Below are 18,975 nucleotides of genomic sequence, written 5' to 3' on the forward strand. Positions count from 1 at the left end.
CGCAGCGCCTCAGGATGAGGTGGTGGGGGGAGATGGGGACCGTTTCGACCCGCAGGGCGAGATCGATCCGTTTTCGACACAGTGCCGCCTGCGACTCAGCCTTGCCGGCTCACAGCTCCGGGACTAGGGTCCGCGCGCTTTTTGAAGAGGCGCGCATCGGCGCCCATCTGACGTGATCGGAGCAGACCATCATGGGCTTTCTCGCCGACGCCCTGTCCAAGGTGAAGCCGTCCGCGACCATCGCGATGACGCAGAAGGCCCGCGAGCTGAAAGCCGGCGGGATGGACGTGATCAGCCTGTCGGTGGGCGAGCCCGATTTCGATACGCCGGACCACATCAAGGACGCGGCCATCGACGCGATCCGCCGCGGCGAGACCAAGTACACACCGGTCTCCGGCATCGTGCCCCTGCGCGAGGCGATCGTGCGGAAGTTCAAGCGCGAGAACGGCCTCGACTACAAGGCGTCGCAGACCATCGTCGGCACCGGCGGCAAGCACGTCATCTACAATGCCCTCCTCGCCACGCTGAACCCCGGCGACGAGGTGGTGATCCCGCGTCCCTACTGGGTTTCCTATCCGGAGATGGTGGTGCTGTGCGGCGGCACGCCGGTCTTCGCCGAGACCGACATGGAGCATGATTTCAAGCTCCAGCCGGAGGAGCTGGAGCGGGTGATCACGCCCAAGACCAAGTGGATCATCCTCAACTCGCCGTCGAACCCCTCCGGCGCGGCCTATGCCCGCGACGAGCTGAAGAAGATCACCGACGTCCTCATGCGCCACCCCCATGTCTGGGTGCTCACGGACGACATGTACGAGCACCTCTGCTACGGCGATTTCGAGTTCGTCACGCCGGCCCAGGTGGAGCCCGGCCTCTACGACCGCACCCTGACCATGAACGGCGTCTCGAAGGCCTATGCGATGACCGGCTGGCGCATCGGCTACGCCGCCGGCCCCGAGCACCTCATCAAGGCGATGGATTTCGTCCAGGGCCAGCAGACCTCCGGCGCCTCCTCGATCTCCCAATGGGCGGCGGTGGCGGCCCTCGACGGCACGCAGGAGCATCTCGCCCGTTTCCGCGCCGCCTTCCACGAGCGCCGCGACCTCGTGGTCTCCATGCTGAACCAGACCAAGGGCCTCAAATGCCCGACGCCGGAAGGCGCCTTCTACGTCTACCCGTCCTGTGCCGAGACGATCGGGCGCAAGACGCCGTCGGGCAAGGTCATCCAGTCCGATGAGGATTTCGTGGTGGAACTGCTGCAGGCGGAGGGGGTCGCCGCCGTCCACGGCTCGGCCTTCGGCCTCGGACCGAACCTGCGCATCTCCTACGCCACCTCGAACACGGCGCTGGAAGAGGCCTGCACCCGCATCCAGCGCTTCTGCGGCTCGCTGAGCTGAGCCATCCGAGGGTGGATCGCGACTTGACGACTCACGTCTGACGCGAGTCAGATGCGAGCCGGGTGGTTCCACTCGGAGGAAACGTTCATGGCGACGATCGCTGTCATCGCACCTGGTGCCATGGGCAGTGCGATCGCAGCGCGACTGCACGGAAACGGCGCCCGTATCCTCACCGTTCTGGCAGGTCGAAGTGCCGTTACGATCGCACGCGCCCAGGAATCCGGAATGGAAGGAGTGGAGGAGACGGCCCTTGCCGAGGCCGACCTCATCCTCTCCATCGTCCCGCCAGCGGAGGCGGCGAACCTTGCAATTCGCCTGTCCCCGCTGCTCGCTGCAGCGGTGCGCAAACCGGTCTATGTCGATTGCAACGCCCTCAACGTCGTGACGAAACGTGGCGTCGCCGCCGTGATCGGACAGGCCGGCGCGCCCTTCATCGATGCCGCCATCATCGGAGCGCCGCCCAAGCCCAATGGCAAGGGGCCACGGTTCTACGTCTCCGGCGATGACCTTTCGGCGTCCGTGGCGTTGCGCGAAATGGGGCTGGACGTCCGACCCGTAGAGGGCGGCGTCGGCGCGGCGTCGGCGCTCAAAATGTCCTATGCCGGCATCAACAAGGGGCTGACGGCGCTCGCCGCCGTCATGGTACTCGCGGCAGGCCGGGCGGGTGCCGCCCATGCGCTGTATGCCGAACTCGCCGAAAGCGAGCCGGAACTGCTCGCGCGGTTCTCCCGCGTCCTGCCCGACATGGTGCCGAAGGCTTATCGCTGGGTCGCGGAGATGGACGAGATCGCGAGTTTTCTTGAGAGCGACGACGGCGGCCGACTGATGTTCGACGGCGCGGGGCGCGTCTATGAACGGCTCTCCGCCGAGGGCGACGGGGACGAGGTCGGGCAGTTGAAGGCCTTCGCCGCTGCGGCGGAAAGGCCCTGATGCAGCCGGGTTGGTTGCCGGCTCAAGTCAGGATGTCTACATCCACCATCCCCGCAGCCGATGCGTCCGATGGTTTCGCGAACCCTCTCGGACTGGCGCGGTTGCAGGGCTTGTCGTGACGGGGCGGTGCGGACCAGTTCTCTGCGTCGATCCTGTGAGGCCTCGTGGGCCGGGTCGCGGCAAGTGTGTCACGGGCGCGGGGAACAGGAACCGTCGCCGTGGCTGATGGCCCACGCTCATCGTAGTAGCGGATGGGTCGCGCCATTTCAGGACAGGCTCCGGGCCGGCCAGCGGCCAAATGGTTTACCGACTTCTCGCACAAGTGAGACGGGCCGGGGAACCGGTCGCGTTCCTCCGCGTAGTCTCGGGCTTTCCAGCATGCGACGCCTTCTCACCGGTGGCATCAAGGCAATCGTCGTCATTGCCGCACTTTCCACCGCCGCCCATTGGGCCATGCGCGTGCAGCGTGCGCCCACCGCCGTGCCGGCCCCCGTCGCAGCGGTGAAGGATCCGGTCGCCACCGGTTCGATCCTCACGCGCAGCGCGGAATCCCCAACTCGCGAACGACTTGCGGACGTGACACGCGGTCTCGACCAGAAACACCTCGGCGAATTGTTTTCGGGCGCCACTGGCGACAAGCCAAAGGTCGAGAAGGCCGCAGCCAGACACTGAGGGCGGACGCGACTATCGTCACGCCATGGTCAAGAGGGCGTGGTTCGGTGCGGCCGACCCGTCGCAACAGGCTGCCGCATGATTGACCGTCCCGCTCTCACCCGCCGCGAAACCCTGGCAGGTGCCGCCGTCCTCGCCCTGGCGCCTTCGGCGGCGCGGTCGTCGGAGCGCGCGACGGGTTCCGTCTACGAAGTGGTTCCGGGGGGGCGGGCAGGCATCCCGGATGTGGCCGTCTCGAACGGTCGCGACGTGGTCCGCACCGACGGCCAGGGCCGCTACGCGCTCGACGTCTCGGACGGCGATATCGTCTTCCTGGTGAAGCCCGCCGGCTTCGCGCTGCCGCGCGACGAGAACAACATTCCGCGCTTCAGCTACATCCATCAGCCGCAGGGCACGCCGCCCGATCTAAGCCTGCGCTATCGCGGCATCGACCCGACCGGACCGCTTCCCGCCTCCATCGACTTCGCGCTGACCCGCGAACCGGAGCCGGACGCGTTCGACGTGATCCTGTTCACCGATCCGCAGCCGGAAAGCCCGGTGGAGCTCGGCCATGTCCGCGATACGGCGGTGACGCGGGTCCTCGGCACGAAGGCCGCCTTCGGCATGACCACGGGCGACATCCTGTTCGACGATCTGTCGTTCTACGGCCGCTCCAACCGCATCATGGGGCGCATCGGGATCCCCTGGTTCCATATCGGCGGCAACCACGACCTCAACTTCGAGGCGCCCGACGCCCGCTACAGCCGCGAGACCTACAAGCGGGTCTACGGCGCGCCCTACTATGCCTTCCACCACGGCAAGGCCCTCTTCCTGATGCTCGACACCGTGCATTACCTGGGCGCCGCGTCGGGCAAGGGCGACGGTGTCGGCCGCTACGAGGGGCGCATCGGCGAGCGGCAGATGACCTTCATCGCCAACATGCTGTCGATGACGCCCAAGGAGACCCTCGTCGTCATCGCGATGCATATCCCGCTCGTCACCGATCTCGACCCGGCCGATCCGCGCCAGAACGTGATGGACCGCGAGCGCCTGCTCGACCTCCTCGGTGACCGACCCGTGCTCAGCCTCGCCGGCCATACCCACACGACCGAGCATCATTACCCCCGCGCAGGCGCAAGCGGGAGCCACCACCACCACGTCCTCACCGCCGTCTCCGGGTCGTGGTGGAGCGGCCCCTCCGCGCGCACCGGCATTCCCTCGGCCGACAGCCGCGACGGGACACCCAACGGTTTCCACGTCCTGTCCATCGACGGCGCCGACTACACCACTCGCTACCAACCGGCCCAGGGCGAACCGGAAGAGAGAATGAGAATCGTGCTGGAGAGCCAGTATCGTGGAGGGGCCGGTGAGGTCCTGCGCGATTACCGGCCGATGCAGACCCTGCGCTCGCCTGTGCCGCGCGAGAGCGTCGGGGCGACCAATCTGGTGGTGAACGTCTTCGACGGCGGTCCGCGTACTCGCGTCCGGTACCGCATCGACGACGGTCCCGCCGTCGAGATGGTACGCACGCGGCGGCCCGACCCGTTCGTCGCCGAGGTCTTCCTGCGCTATCCGGAAGCGAAGAAGCCGTGGGTGAAGGCCGAGCCGTCGAGCCACATCTGGGTCGCGCGCCTCGGCGGCGACATTCCGGCCGGCAGCCATCGCATCACCGTCGAGGTTCGGGACGAGTACGGGCGCCCGTTCTCGTCCGCGATGGTCCTCGAAGTCACCGGCGAGGACGGCCCCTCGCGGGGCTGAGAGGGACGCCGGCCGGTCAGGGCCTAGAGCAGCGCCCGACCACATTGGGTCGCGGCACATCTCTCGGCCTTTGTTGTGCCGCGCTCTTTTTCGCCGAACCGGCATCCACTTCGGCGGAGAGCGCTCTAGCGTCCCGAGGCACAGTGTCAGGCGGCCAGGCGGCGAGCGCCGTGGTTGCCCTCCTCGATCTCCTCAATGATCTTGGCGCAGAAAGCGTCGAGATCGCCGGGATTACGGCTCGTGACGATGCCCTTGTCGGTCACCACCGCCTCGTCCCGCCATTGGCCGCCGGCATTGATGACATCCGTCCTGATCGACGAGAACGACGTCAGGTTCAGCCCCTTCACGACCCCCACCTCGATCAACAGCCACGGCGCGTGGCAGATCGCGGCCACCACTTTTCCGGAGACGAGGAACGTCTTGATCACGTCGAGGGCCTTCGGCTCGAGCCGGAGCTTGTCCGGGTTGATCTGGCCGCCCGGCAGCACGAGGGCGTCGTAATCCGCCGGGTCGATGTCTTCCAGATCCTTGTCCACCGCGACGTTCTTGCCCCAATCCGTCTTGTCCCAGGCGCGAATGGATTCGCGCGATTCGCGCGATTTCGGCGAGGCGACGACGACGCTCGCCCCGGCGCTCTTGAGGGTCTGCAGCGGAACCGTCAGCTCCGTTTCCTCGAAACCGTCGGTGGCGAGAATGAGAACTTTCGACTGCTTGATATCGGACATGATTGATCTCCGCACGTGTCACGAATGATGGCGGAAGAACTGGTAGCCGATATGGCGGGTTCCTGGTTCCGGGGAGATGCAATGCAGCCTCGGTGGCAGCGCAACGCTCGAATCCGCATCGGGCTGGAACTGGCGACTGCCGGGGTGGGTTTCTCCGGCACACCGACCGATCCACCTCAAAGCGAAGGAGACGCTGCATGGCCAATCCAGGCCTACCGATCCCCGAGCCGCTCCCGGGGGGAATTCCCGGCGACCTGCCGCCCCCGCCGCTGCCGCCGGACGAGGCTCCCGATATCGGACCGACCGGTCCGCGGACACCCTATCCCGTCGACGATCCCGGCATCGACGAGCCGGCGGGGCCGGGCTCCGAGCCCGACTATCTGCCCGGCGGTCCGACGGACCCGGGCGTGCGGATGTAACCGTTCCGTCAGTGATCCCCATGCGATGCGCGTACATCGCGGGGGGCGTTGAGGATTTCGGAGAGGCTCGTCGCCACGTGACGGGCCTCTTCGTCCGTCAGGCGCAGCTGGAACGGCGGCAGCGGCCCCGCCTGGAGGGCCACGACGGCCTGACCCTTCTCGTCGGTTCCCACCTCGATGGCGGAGGAGGTGACTTCCAGCATGGCGATGTCCTCGTCGGCGAGGTCGTCCGGCGGATCGACCTCGTCCGGCTCGTCGATCGCGGTCAGCAGATGCCCGACCGCGCGCACGAGGGCACGGGCCGCACGGGCATCCATGACGACGGCCGTGGCCTGATCGTCCTTCTGGAACGAGAGCTGGATGTTCGCGCCTTCGAGGGAAACCGAGATGCCCGCCATGAACCGCCTGATTGCGTCGCCTAACTGCCTGGAGCCGAACTCATATATGCACGTCGCGGACCGAAAAACACGGGGTTCGCCACAGGGCTCGCATCGCGCGGCATGAGAGGGCGGTGCGTCGATCCGACAGGCAAGATCCAGCCGGATGCCTTGTTGCCGCCGCACAATGCGCCTACATGGATTTCAGCGGGCGTCAGTGAGCCGAACACAACGTGCCTCGCACGTCTCACGACCTGCTGATCCCGTCAAATGTAAAAGAGGACCGGCGCCGGGTGTCTCGAGCAGATACGCGTGTTTGGTCAACGAACGATACGAGGTTCTATTCGTGAATACCGGCACTGTTAAGTGGTTCAACGAAACCAAAGGCTACGGCTTCATTCAGCCCGATGACGGCGGCAAGGACGTGTTCGTTCACATCTCCGCCGTCGAGCGCGCGGGAATGCGCAATCTCATTGAAGGTCAGAAGGTCTCCTACGAGATCCAGACCGACAAGCGCAGCGGCAAGGATTCGGCTGGTAACCTCCAGGCGGCCTGACGCACCCGGCGCCAGCCCTCGGGGCTGGCGTCACCACCGGCGCCAAGCGCCGGCTTCGCCGGCATTCCGACGCGCTCCTCTGGGGAGACGAGTTCGTTTCAGGAATGACCCATCCTCAACCCCAAAATCCTTTGACTTACGGAACGAGAGGCAAAGCTCGTCGTTTCGCACACCAAGAAAATCTGAAAGATCACAAGAAAACATGTTGTTCGAATATACCCGACGCCGCGGCGTCCGTTCGCCGATCACCGATGCGGCGACCTTCAAGGTAGGAAAGCTGAAGCAGACGACGTCGCGTGAAGCGCAGGACATCGATCTCAGCCACCTCATCGACACCTCTTACAATTATCACTCGCCCCGTGAATTGCGCTGGCATCTGGCCGAGCGGCTGGGCGTGGCTCCCGACGTGGTCGCGGTTCGCGAACACGCCTGATCGGGGCCTTCCCGCGCCGGGGATAGTCTCCTCGCGCCTCACGACGTTTCACGCCGAGTTCCTCACCGAGCTCGGCGTTCGCATGTCTAGACCATGCCGGCGCTGCTACCGCCGGGACCAGCACTGCTCCAGGCGGCCGGGAGGCGGGCTCCGGCTTTGCCATTCTCGCGTCAATTGACCTAAGAGGCAGTCCGAGTGGTCGAACGATCTCGGTGCCGGCGGAACCGGTACGTCTTTCGCTGGGACCATTGCAGGACAAACGGCGTCGGACGATCTTGAGCCCGCTAATTCCGACAGAGCAAACACCGGGAGCACAGGCGATATGTTTGGCTTTCTGAGAAAGCTGTTCGGACCGTTCTCCGGTGGAACCAATCCGTTCGCCCCGTGGAGGGACAAGGTCAATCAGGGCATCCCGAATTCGAACGGGATGCCCACGAGCATTGAGGAAGGCATGGAGTGGCAAGCGGCGGACTTCGTCGCGGCCTTCTCGCATTCCGGATCGCCGATCGATGGGAGCAAACTCGATTACAGCGAGGCGTCCCTTGCCCTAGTCGACCAAGTGCTCGATGATTTTCATCGCAGGCACGAGCCGCTTCCGGATGATCTCCATTTCCTGACATCGGCGTATGTCTTCGAGGTCGCGCGCCGTGCGTTCGGCGGACGCTACCTGCGGGGCGACAAAGACAATCCCTTCGTTCTGGCCATCGGCAGAGGGGAGGCCGAAATCGGTGTCTGCGTCATGGCCAAGGTGAGGGGTCGCGTGGTGAACGGCCCCGAGGACAGCATCCCGTTCTTCTACGCGGGCATTGCCCCCGTCGTCGCGTCCGGTCGCGGGGCCATGCTGATCTGACCGGGCTTTGCCTCCGAGTGCGTCCGGAACACAGCCTGAGCGGAGATGCCATCGTGATCGCCGGCGTCTTCGTCCACAGGGCCTGGAGCCCCGTGGTGAGGCTCGGCCTTTGGCGAGCCCGCGTCCCCGTGGGCGAAGGCCGCCCTAGCCCCGCGTCAGGGCCGCGACGACATCGTCGCGCAAGCCGTCCGACATCGCGATCAGCGCGCCGTGGACGGGGTCCGGGCGGTTGTAGGTCGTGCGGGTTCCCTTCAGGTCGCTCACCGATCCGCCGGCCTCGCGAAGGAGCAGATCCGCCCCGGCGAGATCCCAGTCGCGCGCATCGGACGAGACCAGGCCGACATCGATCGATCCCTCGGCGACCCGCGCCACCCGCAAGGCGAGGGACGGCACCCGAGGGACGATCTGGACATCGAGGGCCTCGCCGTTCGTCGAGCCGCCACGCGCGAGCTTGTCGATCATCGGCTTCGGTCCGGTCACCTTCGCCCCCGTGAGGCCGGTCTGGGTCGAGACGGACAGCGGCACGCCGTTGCAGGTCGCCCCGCCCCCCGCCACGGCCTCGTAGAACCGGTCGGTCACCGGTGCGTGGACGAAGCCGAGGATCGGTTGTCCGCCCGCCAGCAGCGCCACCGAGATCGACCAGTCCTGATGGCCGGTGAGGAAGGCCCGTGTCCCGTCGATGGGATCGACGATCCAGACGAGGTCCGAGCCGAGCCGGATGGCATCGTCGCTGGTCTCCTCCGACAGCCAGGCCGCCTCGGGCAGCAGCGCGCTGAGGCGGATCTTCAGGAACGTATCCACCGCGACGTCGGCTTCCGTCACCGGCGACCCGCCGGCTTTCGACCATGTCCGCGCGGTCGTCTGCGCCCCCGCCCTGAAGAAGGGGAGGGCCAGGGACGCCGCCTCACGGATCGCCTCCCTCAGGGCGGGAAGCAGCGCCTGGGCGGCTTTGGGCGACATCGTGTCGGACATGCGTCTCCGGATCGTCGGGGTTCTATCGGTGGCGGTGGCGAATCCGTCTTCCACGCGCAGGGCGGTGCAAGGGACCCTTTTCTTTGTAGGGTGAGCCCGCGACGCCCACAAGGATCGCGCGCGGGCGATGCCCCCGGATCCTGACGAATGCGGCAAGGAAGTGTTGAGCATTCCGAACGCTTCCGGCCCATCCACCATCGCTTAACTCTGGCTATTAAGCTGGCGTGATGAGGTTAGACGTGATTCTGCTTGTCATAAGAGGCGGCCCTCAAGAGGCCGACCACACCAACAGGGCGTCGATCCGATGAACACTTTCTCAAACATGAATCAGACCGAGACAACTGTCGGCACCGCTGCGGATGCCTGCCTCCAGGACGGTGTCACGCTGCCCACCACGACGTTTTCCCCCTCGTCGCTTCCGATCACCGGCCGCATCGGTGGCGGCACCGAAGCCGTCGGCGTCGCCCTCGCTTTCGCCTCCGAGGACAGCGATGCGTGCGACGAAGACCGTTTCGCGCTTCTTCTGGTGGATGGCGCCGGCACCACGCTCGGCCGCCTCGGCCCTTACGGTGACGAGGACGTCGTGGCGATCTGGCGCGATTGCTCGGCTCGCACGGGCCTGCCGCGGATGATCGTGCGGGAAGACGGCACCCTCGCCGTCGTGTCGCGGCAGCTCGGCCGGGTCGCGCTCGGCACCACTCGCGCCCGCCGCCGCCACGGCCTGCTCAACGGCCGTCGCCCGCGCTTCCTCGTCCGCCGCAAGACCGGCGTGCTGCCGGTGCGTCCGCTGATCTATCGCGGCGAGAACGAGATCGTCGGCGGCGCCCTGTCCTGAGGCCGGATCGGGCTCAGGACAGCCCCTGCCAGACGGCATCCGCCGTCAGTCCGGCAAAGAGGATCAGCCCGGCATCGCGGTTGGAGCGGAAGAGCCTGAGCGCCCCGCGCCCGTCGCCGGGTGTCAGACGGACGACCTGCCATCCGAGATGGAGAGCGAAGAGGGTGACGCCGAGGGCGCCCACGGGGCCGGCTCCCGCCAGGGTCGATGCGGCGGCGATGGAAGCGACCGAAACCGCGTAGCAAAGGCCGATGGCCGGCCTCAAACCGCGTCCGAACAAGCGGGCCGAGGAGCGGATGCCGGCGATCTCGTCGTCCTCGATATCCTGCACCGCGTAGATCGTGTCGTAGCCGACGACCCACGCCACCGTGCCGGCATAGAGCAGCAGCGCCGGGGCGCCGAGATCGCCGAAGGCGGCGACCCACCCCATCAGCGCGCCCCACGAAAAGGCGAGGCCCAGCACTGCCTGGGGCATCGACATCACCCGTTTCATGAACGGATAGATCGCCACCGGCACGAGCGACGCCATGCCGACGAGAATGGCGGTACGGTTGAACTGCAACAGCACCGCCAGCCCCACCAGCGCCTGCAGCACCAGGAAGATCGCGGCGGAGCGTGTCCGCACCTGCCCGGAGGGGAGGGGGCGCGAGCGCGTGCGCTCCACCTGAGCGTCGAGGTCGCGGTCGGCGATGTCGTTGTAGGTCGACCCCGCCCCCCTCATGGCGATGGCGCCGATGAGGAACAGGACGAGATGGGCCGGGTCCGGAAACGGCTTGTGACCGGCCAGCGCCGCGAGGGCGGCCGACCACCAGCACGGCAGCAGCAGCAGCCACCATCCGATGGGACGGTCGATCCGCGCCAGCCTGAGATAGGGGCGCAGGCCGCGCGGGGCGAGGCGATCGACCCAGTGCCCGGCGACCGCATCCGCGACCCTGCCATCCGCACCGGGCCGGGAGGTCACGCCCGCCATGCGGAAACGAGGCCGTGACGCGGCGACTCAGCCAAGGCTCAGAGCGCGCCCTGCGGCATCTTCAGGCTGCCGGTGAGGCCGGGGCCGCCGAGCATGCCGCCACCGCCACCGCCGCCGCCGTTCTGGGCCTGCGCCCGTGCCTGGGCCTCCATCTTCGCGGCCTGGGCGGCGACGCCGCAGATCTTGGTGCGGATGCCGGCGACCTTCAGATGGTCGGCCTTGAAGCCTTCGGCGAAGGAATCCGGAATCGAGCACCATTCCTTGTTGGCGGCGATCCACTTGACGCCCTCGTTGCCGTTGGCCTGCAGCTTGCCGAACAGGGCGCAGGCCTCGGCCGGGGTCATCTTCTTCTTCGAGTTCGAGGCGGCATTCGCCTTGGCCACGAGATCCTTGCGCGACTGAAGCGTCTTCTGGATGTCGCCGCATTCCGCGTTCTGCGCGAAAGCAGGGCCGGCGAGGAGGGCGGAACCCAGCAGGGCTCCGGCGACCGCCGCGATGGTCTTCGATGACATTAGCTAGGCTTCCCTCTCCCCCAATCCCCACCGGTGCCCAATTCGTGGCCGCCGGAGCGATTGCCTATCCTGCGAGACTTCTCGCCATAGGAATGTGGCGTCTTTCGAGACGTAAACGGGCGGTAATACATGCGCTTGGGGAAACGCGACATAATCCGACGCTGTTGCGCTTTCGCATCACCTCGGCCTCCCTCACGCGTTGACAGGTGTGGTGCCGCGAGCGACCACCCCGATCCATGGCACATTACGACTTCACCGCCCCGCGCCTCTTCGTCGAGCCGGACCTCCGCGAAGGGACGGTTCTCCCGCTGGAACGCGCGCAGGCGAACTACCTGCTGAACGTCCTGCGACGCGGCCCGGACGATCCGGTCCTCGTCTTCAACGGGCGCGACGGCGAGTGGCGCACCCGCATCGCCCAGAACGGCCGCAAGAGCGCGGAACTGATCGTCGTCGAGCGTCTGCGCCCACAGCCCGGGCGGGCCGACCTGCACTACCTCTTCGCGCCGTTGAAGACCGCGAGGCTGGATTACCTGGCCCAGAAGGCGGTGGAGATGGGCGCCGGCACCATCCGCCCCGTCTTCACCCGCTACACCCAGGGCGAGCGGATCAACCTGGATCGCCTGCGCGCCAACGCCATCGAGGCGGCCGAGCAATGCGGCATCCTGGCGATTCCCGATCTACCCGAGGCGGTCCGGCTTCCCGTCGCCCTGGCGGAGCTCGACCCTGCCCGCCTCCTCGTCTTCTGCGACGAAGACGCCCCCGTCGCCGATCCGGTGGCGGCCCTGCGCGAGGCGGCGGACCCGGCGGCGCCACCGCCGCTGGCCGTGCTGATCGGGCCCGAAGGCGGATTCTCGCCGGAGGAAAGGGACATGATGGCCGCCCGGCCGAACACCGTGGCGCTGTCCCTCGGACCACGCATCCTGCGCGCGGACACCGCCGCCGTGGTGGCGCTGGCTCTGGTGCAGTCTGTGCTCGGCGACACACGCTGAGCGGGCCTCCTTTGGCCTACGTTGTTCCTGCCTCGCCGCTGGACTAAGGAGTCGCCATCTCTCAGGAGGCTCCTCCGCTGCGGTCCGGCGCGCCTCTCACCACAAACGACCTTCACCACGAGGCAGCGCATGGCGCGCGATACGTCCGACACCACACCGCTGACGAAGCGGGACGAACTGATCGCGTGGTTCGCCGAGGGCGAGAAACCGCGCGAGCGCTTCGCCGTCGGTACCGAGCACGAGAAGGTCCCGTTCTACCGGGACGGCAACTCGCCCGTCCCCTACGAGGGCGAGACCGGCATCCGCGCCCTGCTCGAAGGCGTCGCGCGCGAGACCGGCTGGGAGGCGATCGAGGATGCGGGCCACCTGATCGGCCTCGCCGGCGCGGATGGCGGTGCGATCTCCCTCGAGCCCGGCGGGCAGTTCGAACTCTCCGGCGCGCCGCTTCCGGACGTCCACGCCACCGAGCGTGAGCTGCGCATCCATCTCGAAGCCACCGCGCGGGCGGCCGACCCCCTCGGCATCGGCTTCCTCGACCTCGGCATGAGCCCGAAATGGACGCGCGAGGGCACGCCGGTCATGCCCAAGAGCCGCTACAAGATCATGGCCGGCTACATGCCCAAGGTCGGCTCCCTCGGCCTCGACATGATGCTGCGCACCGCCACGGTGCAGGTGAATCTCGACTTCTCCTCCGAGGCCGACATGGCGGCCAAGATGCGCGTCGCCCTGGCGCTGCAGCCGGTGGCGACGGCTCTGTTCGCCAATTCTCCCTTCACCGATGGCCGCCCCAACGGCTTCCTCTCCCGCCGCTCGGAGATCTGGCGCGACACCGACGCCGACCGGACCGGCATGCTGCCCCGCGCCTTCGAGGCCGGGTTCGGCTACGAGGCCTATGTCGACTGGCTGCTCGACATGCCGATGTATTTCGTCAAGCGCGGCGAGACCTATCACGACGTCAGCGGCGCCTCGTTCCGCGACCTCATGGATGGGCGCCTCGCGGCCCTTCCCGGCGAGCGGGCCACGATGTCCGACTGGGCCAACCACGCCTCCACCGCTTTCCCCGAGGTCAGGCTGAAGCGCTACATCGAGATGCGCGGCTCGGATGTGGGCGGCGCGGACATGATCGTCGCGCAGGCGGCCTTCTGGGTCGGCCTTCTCTACGACGAGGCCGGGCTCGAAGCGGCCTGGGACATCGCCAAGGCCTGGAGCGCCTCCGAGCGGGAATGCCTGCGCGCCATGGTCCCGCGTCTCGGCCTCGCCACGCCGATCGCCGGCCGCAGTCTCGGAACCGTGGCGGCGGAAGCCTTGGCCATCGCCCGCAAGGGCCTCGAGGCGCGCGGGCGCCGCGATGAGCAGGGGCGCGACGAGACACATCATCTGCAACCGTTGGAAGCCATCGTCGCCAGCGGTCGTTCGCGTGCGGAGGACAGGCTCGCCGATTACGAAGGTCCGTGGCGGCGTTCCGTGGAGCCGGCCTTCACCGAATGCGTGTTCTGAAGAGACGGCATTGACCATGAAACCACGTCTTCTGGTCACGACAATTGTGTCGGAGCACACGTCCGGCCGATAGTGCCTCGTCTGTTCCGGAACGGTTCATCGGAGATGGTGTTTTTACGGATCAGGTTCACTCGTAATTGGAGATCGCACGCATGTCGCGCATCATGTCCCTGGTCCTTGCCGGTTCGACCGCCGTCGGTCTGGCGGCAGCTCCTCTCTCCGGCGCACAGGCCGCCCCGATGCCCGCGCTGACCTCGGCGCAGGTCGCCGGTAGCGGTTCGGCCGTGGAGACCGTGCGTTACGGCCGCTATTACGGCGGCGGCTACGGCTACCGTCGCGGCTATTACGGCGGCGGCTATCGCCGTGGACCCGGCATCGGCGGAGCCCTCGCGGCGGGTGCCGCGCTGGGTATCATCGGCGGCGCCATCGCGGCGAGCCAGGCTCCCCGCTACGGCTATTATGACGGCGGCTACGGGTATGCCCCGGCCTATGGCTACGCGCCCGCCTATGGCTACGCCCCGGCCTACGGCTATCCGGCCTACGGCTACTGACATCATCCACCGAGCCTCGTCTTCGGCTCACGCCCCGCTCCAGGCTCCGGCCTCGGGCGGGGTTTTCGTATCGCGGGGCTGATATGACCGACGCGCCGCCCGTCCTCGATCTCAGCGGCCTGAAATGCCCCCTGCCGGTGTTGCGCACCCGCAAGGCCCTACGCGGCCTGGAACCGGGGGCGCAGCTGACCGTGCTCTGCACAGATCCGGTCTCGGTGATCGACATCCCCCATCTCGTTACCCAGGAGGGCGATCGTCTCGTCGGTCAGGGCCGGGACGACGGCGTCTTCAGCTTCACCATCGAGAAGGGCGGCGCCTGAAAACTCGTTCATTCCGCACCGTCTTCGCCTCATTGATGCGGCAACTCGCGGTTAGGTGATCCCGAAGAAGGCCGCGCGACCGCCCGCGGCCGGAAGACGGGAACGAATCGATGGCGCCGGTGATCCGTGGCACCCGCATCTTGCACGATGGCTGGAGCCGTTTTCTCGTGGCCGAGGTCACGATGCCGGACGGCACGCGCCTGACCCGCGAGATCGAGGATCACGGCCGCGCGGTCGGGGTGCTGCCCTACGATCCCGAGCGCCGCGTGGCCCTGCTGGTGGAGCAGTTCCGGCCGCCCACCTTCTTTGCCGCCGGCACCCTGTCGCTCCTCGAAGTCCCGGCCGGGCTCCTCGACGAATCCGAGCCCGAGGACGGCGCCCGCCGCGAGGCGTTCGAGGAGACCGGCGTCCGCCTCGGCCCCCTGGAACGCCTGACGACCGGCTGGTCCATGCCCGGCATCTCCACCGAACAGATGGACCTCTTCCTCGGCGCCTATACCGCCGCCGACCGCTCCGGCCCCGGCGGCGGTCTCGCCGACGAGCACGAGACCATCACCGTCCACGAGATGCCCCTCGCCACCCTCGCCGCCATGAGCGACCGGGGCGAGATCACCGACATGAAGACCCTGGTGTTGCTTTTCGCGCTGCGGCTGCGCCGGCCGGAGTTGTTTGCGGGGGCGTAGGGATGCGTTTGTGAGGGGGAATTTGCGACAGTTCGCAAATTACTCCTAAGATAAAGTAGTGGTCTAGTGACCACTGCGTAGATCAATCTTAAGTTTTTGCTGGTATACGGCGATCCGCTTTTTTGCTCGCGCGACAACATCATCATAATAAAGCATTTCAGAATAGATTTCGCCAAGTGGTGCCCGCGTTTGTGGATCAATCAATGGGCTGGCCTGAAAAAAACCCTTTCCATCTGGAAATTGAATCCAATTGTTAAGGCGTAGCGGATTGATCGTATCGCCGATTAGATAGCAATAAAATTTGCGTAGCTTGCCATGTGATTTCGCAGCAAGTAAATGGGCGTACTCGACTAAGTCGCCAATATGATCATCAAGTGAGACGCCTGGTGCCTTGAACTCAATAATTATCGCAGATCCTTCTTTGTTGAAAATGGCGATGTCTGGACGCTTCCCGCCATTGTCGTCGGCACGTTTATTTAGTAGAAGACGAAATTTATCATCAATATCGCTGTCAAAAATCTTCTCTGTGACTGACCAGGGAATTTGCGATAGAGGTTTGTCCGATGAAATATGGTCGTAATATTGATACTCTTCGCTAAGCAACCAAATGTCGTGATCGGTAAATTCAATGCTATCCTTTCGCATTGGGAAGAATATACTATGAATAATGCGCTCGTCTTTGCGCCTCCCAACTGTAGAGTTCGTCTGCAAGGTAAGTTTCTTGCGACATGCTAGATCGAGTATCTCAACAATCGCGGCGCGGCGAACAATCAATTGCGACAGAGTTGCCATATCGAAGTCTTTTAGTGAGGCGGTATATTTCCACGACAGTTCATTGATTTTTGTCTGAAAGTCTTCTGAGTCTGGATGAGTATTGATAATTTCTTCTTTCAGGACGAATATCTCTGCCGTTGCGCTGATTACTCTATCCTGATATTTGCGTAGCACGCGTTCAACCACTTGTTGCGCATTGTCGCCATATCGGATGCGTGTCTCCGTATCGGTAAGCATCCCAACGCCAACACCGAACTGCTTGGCGATCTCGTTTAGAACATCCTCCTTCTTCCAGGCAGCCGGCGCGACCATTTTTTCAATGATAGGGTCAATCGCCGCGTGAATTGTTGCATAAGAAATTTTTTCATTTTCAAATAGGTCACTTGTACCAATTTCGTCCGGGATGCAGTCGAAGTCGTCACGCTGTTCGTTGACGTGGCCGTCGAGATACTCACTCTCAATCAGCACGATATGATGGAAACCGTCGACGGGGTTTCGTTGCTCGGTTTTGGTCCGCAGATAATGAGTTGTGATGTCCTTAACCGGTGAAGACTTGGCGCAAAAGGCTATCGCGTTGCGTGGTAGATCATAATCATTTGCATCAAGCTGGTAATGGGAGAGCGTAAAGTTTTGGTAGATACCAATCAGATCGCCACTCAGCGGATCGCATTCTTCGACTTTGACTTGAACTTCACGGGTAATTGCTGGAAGGTCTGCGCGACGCAGCCATTCAGTTTTTACGCCTTGCCTCCAATGATTAGTGCGAAAGCGGATCTCAAAATTGCCGAGTTCGTCCGCTAGGCCAAACAGTCGCTGTAGAAACGCGATCAAAGTAACTCGGCGCAGCATTGGCGCAGCGAAGATTTCGCTGAGGCGCTCATTCTGGAACAAGCGCTCGCACACACTTCCTTTAAGCTGATTTAACTTTATGGTAGTACCTAAATTTGCTTCCTTCACTACAATTGTCTTAAAATCCTCGAAGTCGATTTGCTTACTCGGCTCGGCAAAATGCATGGAACGGCAGAAAAACGTGTCGGCAATGCGATATTGGCTTTCGATCGCCATTTCAGCAAAGTGATGGAAAAATTGGATCCGCCCTGCGCCCTTGCACTTGCCGATGCCCGAGATACCGAGATCGTCCTTGTAGGAAGTATCCTTGGTAAGGAATGCTTTGAGCTGCTCTTCGCCGAGGCCGCAGCCATTATCCGCGCATGCTACCGACATAACCTCACGCTCATCTAAAAGGTCGGCGGCCGTGAAATTGACGTCGATACAAATTGCGAGTGGTGGAATTTTCGATTCTGCGTTCTTACGAATCAAAAACGAATCAATTGCATTTGAAATCAACTCCTCGAAAACAACATAGCGATTTGAGCTAAGCTTTGTGTTTTTGATGCTTCCCCGAATATCCAGCGTCATAATCTTGCTCTATTCATCAAAAATGGACCAATTCGTATTTTTTTGTTCACGGTCTAGGCACGGGTCAATATGCCTCGCATTGAAGGAATTACCTCAGGACTTCGCACGAGATTATTAATCGCCTTTAGGCGTCGATAGAAGGGGGCTTGATGTACGCATTTTCGGTTACGGCTTTTGCCTGTAGCAACGCTTTTTGCCCGATCTGCTGGGTAGGAGGCGTGCGCAACTCCTAATCACCCGCCGCTCTCTCACCCCCGCTGCGAAGACCCCCGCACCACCAGCCGTCCGCTCAGGGTGACCTTGCGGATCGGCTGGTCCGGCGCTTTCAGGCGGTCGAACAGGAGCGACATGGCCTGGGCGCCGATCTCGGCGACGGGTTGCTCGATCACCGTGAGGCCGGGTTCGACGAGGTCGGTCCAGGAATCGTTGTCGAACCCGGCAAGGCCGAGATCGTCCGGCACGCCGAGGCCAGCCGACCGCGCGGCACGCACCGCGCCCATCAGCATCAGCCCGTTGGAGAGGATCAGCGCGTCGGGCGGCGTCGCCTCCGAGAGCCAGCGGCCGACGCAGAGTTCGGAAGCGGCGGCGTTGGGTGGCGCCGAGCGCATGTCGGGCGCGAGGCCCGCGCGCCGGATCGCCGTCTCGTAGCCGGCCCGGCGTTCCCGGGCGGTGGACGAGGTGGAGCCGAACAGGCCGCCGATCCGCCGGTAGCCGCACCCGATCAGATGGTCCACGAGGAGGGCGGCGGCGGCTTCGTTGTCGAGGACGACGCTGTCATGGGCGCCGGGCGGTCCGGTCCTGTCGATGAAGACGACGGGGACGTCCAGGTCGCGGGCGGCGAGCCTGTCCGCCGTGATCCGCGTGGGCGCGAAGATCACGCCGGTGACGCGCTCCTCCTCCATCAACCGGAGATACATCGCCTCGCGGTCGGGATCCTCGTCGGTGTTGCACAGGATCAGCCGCATACCGGCCGCATAGGCCGCATCCTCCACGGCCCGGCTCACCGCCGTGAAGAACGGGTTGCGGATGTCGGCGACGATCAGCCCGATGGTCCGGGTCGCTTGCGAGCGCAGGCGCCGCGCCGACAGGTTCGGGCGGTAGCCGGTGAGGCGCACGGCCTCCTCCACCTGACGCTTCAAGGCCTCGCTGACGGGGCCGCGCCCGAGGGCGCGCGAGACCGTCGCGGTGGAGACCCCGGCGGCGCGGGCGACGTCGCGGATGCCGATCGTCATGGGGACGGCCTCAGGCGGGAGGAAACGTTTTCAGCACCATGACGACGTTCTGGCATTCCCGTTCCAAGCCGGCAAGGCGGCAAGCTGAATTATTTCGCCGGTCATCGTTGACAGTATCAGTGAAAACG

The 18,975-nt window shown here is 64.8% G+C and carries 21 protein-coding genes; 14 read left to right on the forward strand and 7 right to left on the reverse strand.

Annotated features, from left to right (window positions below):
• Positions 1-191: 191 nt before the first annotated feature.
• The 4 genes from ASF08_RS08950 to ASF08_RS08965 all read left to right on the forward strand — a co-directional run bounded on the left by ASF08_RS08950 (position 192) and on the right by ASF08_RS08965 (position 4,733).
• The gene (locus ASF08_RS08950) at positions 192-1,394 is read left to right on the forward strand and encodes a pyridoxal phosphate-dependent aminotransferase (RefSeq protein ID WP_056144018.1); all 1,203 of its coding nucleotides are present in this window, start codon (positions 192-194) and stop codon (positions 1,392-1,394) included.
• Positions 1,395-1,481: 87 nt separating this feature from the next.
• Complete coding sequence (locus ASF08_RS08955; protein WP_056144022.1) at positions 1,482-2,324, forward strand: NAD(P)-dependent oxidoreductase; 843 nt, start codon at positions 1,482-1,484, stop codon at positions 2,322-2,324.
• A 378-nt stretch (positions 2,325-2,702) separates the two neighbouring features.
• Entirely contained in the window at positions 2,703-2,996 is a 294-nt protein-coding gene (locus ASF08_RS08960; protein ID WP_056144024.1) for a hypothetical protein, read from the forward strand.
• Between the two features lie 78 nt (positions 2,997-3,074).
• Entirely contained in the window at positions 3,075-4,733 is a 1,659-nt protein-coding gene (locus ASF08_RS08965; protein ID WP_056144028.1) for a calcineurin-like phosphoesterase C-terminal domain-containing protein, read from the forward strand.
• 146 nt (positions 4,734-4,879) lie between these two features.
• On the opposite strand, the gene ASF08_RS08970 is transcribed toward ASF08_RS08965, so the two are convergent.
• Positions 4,880-5,458: a type 1 glutamine amidotransferase domain-containing protein gene (locus ASF08_RS08970; RefSeq protein WP_018042519.1), complete on the reverse strand. Its 579-nt coding sequence runs from the start codon at positions 5,456-5,458 to the stop codon at positions 4,880-4,882.
• A 197-nt stretch (positions 5,459-5,655) separates the two neighbouring features.
• On the opposite strand from ASF08_RS08970, the gene ASF08_RS08975 reads away from it, so the two are divergent.
• Positions 5,656-5,877, forward strand: coding sequence for a hypothetical protein (locus ASF08_RS08975; RefSeq protein ID WP_018042520.1), 222 nt, complete (start codon positions 5,656-5,658; stop codon positions 5,875-5,877).
• A gap of 8 nt (positions 5,878-5,885) precedes the next feature.
• Here the strand turns inward: ASF08_RS08975 and ASF08_RS08980 are convergent, their stop codons facing one another.
• A complete protein-coding gene (locus tag ASF08_RS08980) occupies positions 5,886-6,275 on the reverse strand; it encodes a hypothetical protein (protein WP_018042521.1) in 390 nt (129 codons plus the stop codon).
• Positions 6,276-6,600: 325 nt separating this feature from the next.
• Between ASF08_RS08980 and ASF08_RS08985 the strand changes: the two genes are divergently transcribed.
• From ASF08_RS08985 to ASF08_RS08995, 3 genes are all read left to right on the forward strand, one after another.
• The gene (locus ASF08_RS08985) at positions 6,601-6,810 is read left to right on the forward strand and encodes a cold-shock protein (RefSeq protein ID WP_026175704.1); all 210 of its coding nucleotides are present in this window, start codon (positions 6,601-6,603) and stop codon (positions 6,808-6,810) included.
• Between the two features lie 202 nt (positions 6,811-7,012).
• On the forward strand, positions 7,013-7,243 hold the full coding sequence (locus tag ASF08_RS08990) for a hypothetical protein (protein WP_018042523.1): 231 nt from the start codon (positions 7,013-7,015) through the stop codon (positions 7,241-7,243).
• Between the two features lie 322 nt (positions 7,244-7,565).
• Entirely contained in the window at positions 7,566-8,093 is a 528-nt protein-coding gene (locus tag ASF08_RS08995) for a hypothetical protein (protein WP_056144031.1), read from the forward strand.
• A gap of 144 nt (positions 8,094-8,237) precedes the next feature.
• On the opposite strand, the gene ASF08_RS09000 is transcribed toward ASF08_RS08995, so the two are convergent.
• Entirely contained in the window at positions 8,238-9,065 is an 828-nt protein-coding gene (locus ASF08_RS09000; RefSeq protein WP_056144034.1) for a 3'(2'),5'-bisphosphate nucleotidase CysQ, read from the reverse strand.
• A 322-nt stretch (positions 9,066-9,387) separates the two neighbouring features.
• On the opposite strand from ASF08_RS09000, the gene ASF08_RS09005 reads away from it, so the two are divergent.
• A complete protein-coding gene (locus ASF08_RS09005; protein WP_056144708.1) occupies positions 9,388-9,900 on the forward strand; it encodes a DUF6101 family protein in 513 nt (170 codons plus the stop codon).
• A gap of 13 nt (positions 9,901-9,913) precedes the next feature.
• Here ASF08_RS09005 and ubiA read toward each other — a convergent pair whose 3' ends face one another.
• Together ubiA and ASF08_RS09015 are read right to left on the reverse strand one after the other, a co-directional pair.
• A complete protein-coding gene (gene ubiA, locus ASF08_RS09010) occupies positions 9,914-10,870 on the reverse strand; it encodes a 4-hydroxybenzoate octaprenyltransferase (protein ID WP_056144037.1) in 957 nt (318 codons plus the stop codon).
• 38 nt (positions 10,871-10,908) lie between these two features.
• Complete coding sequence (locus ASF08_RS09015; RefSeq protein WP_018042529.1) at positions 10,909-11,382, reverse strand: hypothetical protein; 474 nt, start codon at positions 11,380-11,382, stop codon at positions 10,909-10,911.
• 236 nt (positions 11,383-11,618) lie between these two features.
• Between ASF08_RS09015 and ASF08_RS09020 the strand changes: the two genes are divergently transcribed.
• From ASF08_RS09020 to ASF08_RS09040, 5 genes are all read left to right on the forward strand, one after another.
• On the forward strand, positions 11,619-12,371 hold the full coding sequence (locus ASF08_RS09020) for a 16S rRNA (uracil(1498)-N(3))-methyltransferase (protein ID WP_056144040.1): 753 nt from the start codon (positions 11,619-11,621) through the stop codon (positions 12,369-12,371).
• A 129-nt stretch (positions 12,372-12,500) separates the two neighbouring features.
• Positions 12,501-13,868, forward strand: coding sequence for a glutamate--cysteine ligase (locus tag ASF08_RS09025; protein ID WP_056144043.1), 1,368 nt, complete (start codon positions 12,501-12,503; stop codon positions 13,866-13,868).
• Positions 13,869-14,020: 152 nt separating this feature from the next.
• A complete protein-coding gene (locus ASF08_RS09030) occupies positions 14,021-14,419 on the forward strand; it encodes a hypothetical protein (RefSeq protein ID WP_056144046.1) in 399 nt (132 codons plus the stop codon).
• Between the two features lie 83 nt (positions 14,420-14,502).
• Positions 14,503-14,739 carry a sulfurtransferase TusA family protein gene (locus ASF08_RS09035; RefSeq protein ID WP_056144048.1) on the forward strand — a complete coding sequence of 79 codons (237 nt, stop codon included), beginning with the start codon at positions 14,503-14,505 and terminating at the stop codon, positions 14,737-14,739.
• 110 nt (positions 14,740-14,849) lie between these two features.
• The gene (locus ASF08_RS09040) at positions 14,850-15,422 is read left to right on the forward strand and encodes an NUDIX domain-containing protein (RefSeq protein WP_056144051.1); all 573 of its coding nucleotides are present in this window, start codon (positions 14,850-14,852) and stop codon (positions 15,420-15,422) included.
• Positions 15,423-15,485: 63 nt separating this feature from the next.
• Here the strand turns inward: ASF08_RS09040 and ASF08_RS23950 are convergent, their stop codons facing one another.
• Entirely contained in the window at positions 15,486-17,615 is a 2,130-nt protein-coding gene (locus ASF08_RS23950) for a hypothetical protein (protein ID WP_082473138.1), read from the reverse strand.
• A 248-nt stretch (positions 17,616-17,863) separates the two neighbouring features.
• Positions 17,864-18,847 (reverse strand): LacI family DNA-binding transcriptional regulator, encoded by a 984-nt coding sequence (locus tag ASF08_RS09045; protein WP_056144053.1) that lies wholly within the window; start codon positions 18,845-18,847, stop codon positions 17,864-17,866.
• Positions 18,848-18,975 lie beyond the last annotated feature (128 nt).

This window comes from Methylobacterium sp. Leaf85 (assembly GCF_001422125.1).
GTDB lineage: Bacteria > Pseudomonadota > Alphaproteobacteria > Rhizobiales > Beijerinckiaceae > Methylobacterium > Methylobacterium bullatum.

What these genes read in the sequence shown, in the direction of transcription:
- ASF08_RS08950 (WP_056144018.1), top strand. Translation starts at nt 192, where the DNA reads ATGGGCTTTCTCGCCGACGCCCTGTCCAAGGTGAAGCCGTCCGCGACC.
- ASF08_RS08955 (WP_056144022.1), top strand. Translation starts at nt 1,482, where the DNA reads ATGGCGACGATCGCTGTCATCGCACCTGGTGCCATGGGCAGTGCGATC.
- ASF08_RS08960 (WP_056144024.1), top strand. Translation starts at nt 2,703, where the DNA reads ATGCGACGCCTTCTCACCGGTGGCATCAAGGCAATCGTCGTCATTGCC.
- ASF08_RS08965 (WP_056144028.1), top strand. Translation starts at nt 3,075, where the DNA reads ATGATTGACCGTCCCGCTCTCACCCGCCGCGAAACCCTGGCAGGTGCC.
- ASF08_RS08970 (WP_018042519.1), bottom strand. Translation starts at nt 5,458, where the DNA reads ATGTCCGATATCAAGCAGTCGAAAGTTCTCATTCTCGCCACCGACGGT.
- ASF08_RS08975 (WP_018042520.1), top strand. Translation starts at nt 5,656, where the DNA reads ATGGCCAATCCAGGCCTACCGATCCCCGAGCCGCTCCCGGGGGGAATT.
- ASF08_RS08980 (WP_018042521.1), bottom strand. Translation starts at nt 6,275, where the DNA reads ATGGCGGGCATCTCGGTTTCCCTCGAAGGCGCGAACATCCAGCTCTCG.
- ASF08_RS08990 (WP_018042523.1), top strand. Translation starts at nt 7,013, where the DNA reads ATGTTGTTCGAATATACCCGACGCCGCGGCGTCCGTTCGCCGATCACC.
- ASF08_RS08995 (WP_056144031.1), top strand. Translation starts at nt 7,566, where the DNA reads ATGTTTGGCTTTCTGAGAAAGCTGTTCGGACCGTTCTCCGGTGGAACC.
- ASF08_RS09000 (WP_056144034.1), bottom strand. Translation starts at nt 9,065, where the DNA reads ATGTCCGACACGATGTCGCCCAAAGCCGCCCAGGCGCTGCTTCCCGCC.
- ASF08_RS09005 (WP_056144708.1), top strand. Translation starts at nt 9,388, where the DNA reads ATGAATCAGACCGAGACAACTGTCGGCACCGCTGCGGATGCCTGCCTC.
- ubiA (WP_056144037.1), bottom strand. Translation starts at nt 10,870, where the DNA reads ATGGCGGGCGTGACCTCCCGGCCCGGTGCGGATGGCAGGGTCGCGGAT.
- ASF08_RS09015 (WP_018042529.1), bottom strand. Translation starts at nt 11,382, where the DNA reads ATGTCATCGAAGACCATCGCGGCGGTCGCCGGAGCCCTGCTGGGTTCC.
- ASF08_RS09020 (WP_056144040.1), top strand. Translation starts at nt 11,619, where the DNA reads ATGGCACATTACGACTTCACCGCCCCGCGCCTCTTCGTCGAGCCGGAC.
- ASF08_RS09025 (WP_056144043.1), top strand. Translation starts at nt 12,501, where the DNA reads ATGGCGCGCGATACGTCCGACACCACACCGCTGACGAAGCGGGACGAA.
- ASF08_RS09030 (WP_056144046.1), top strand. Translation starts at nt 14,021, where the DNA reads ATGTCGCGCATCATGTCCCTGGTCCTTGCCGGTTCGACCGCCGTCGGT.
- ASF08_RS09035 (WP_056144048.1), top strand. Translation starts at nt 14,503, where the DNA reads ATGACCGACGCGCCGCCCGTCCTCGATCTCAGCGGCCTGAAATGCCCC.
- ASF08_RS09040 (WP_056144051.1), top strand. Translation starts at nt 14,850, where the DNA reads ATGGCGCCGGTGATCCGTGGCACCCGCATCTTGCACGATGGCTGGAGC.
- ASF08_RS23950 (WP_082473138.1), bottom strand. Translation starts at nt 17,615, where the DNA reads ATGACGCTGGATATTCGGGGAAGCATCAAAAACACAAAGCTTAGCTCA.
- ASF08_RS09045 (WP_056144053.1), bottom strand. Translation starts at nt 18,847, where the DNA reads ATGACGATCGGCATCCGCGACGTCGCCCGCGCCGCCGGGGTCTCCACC.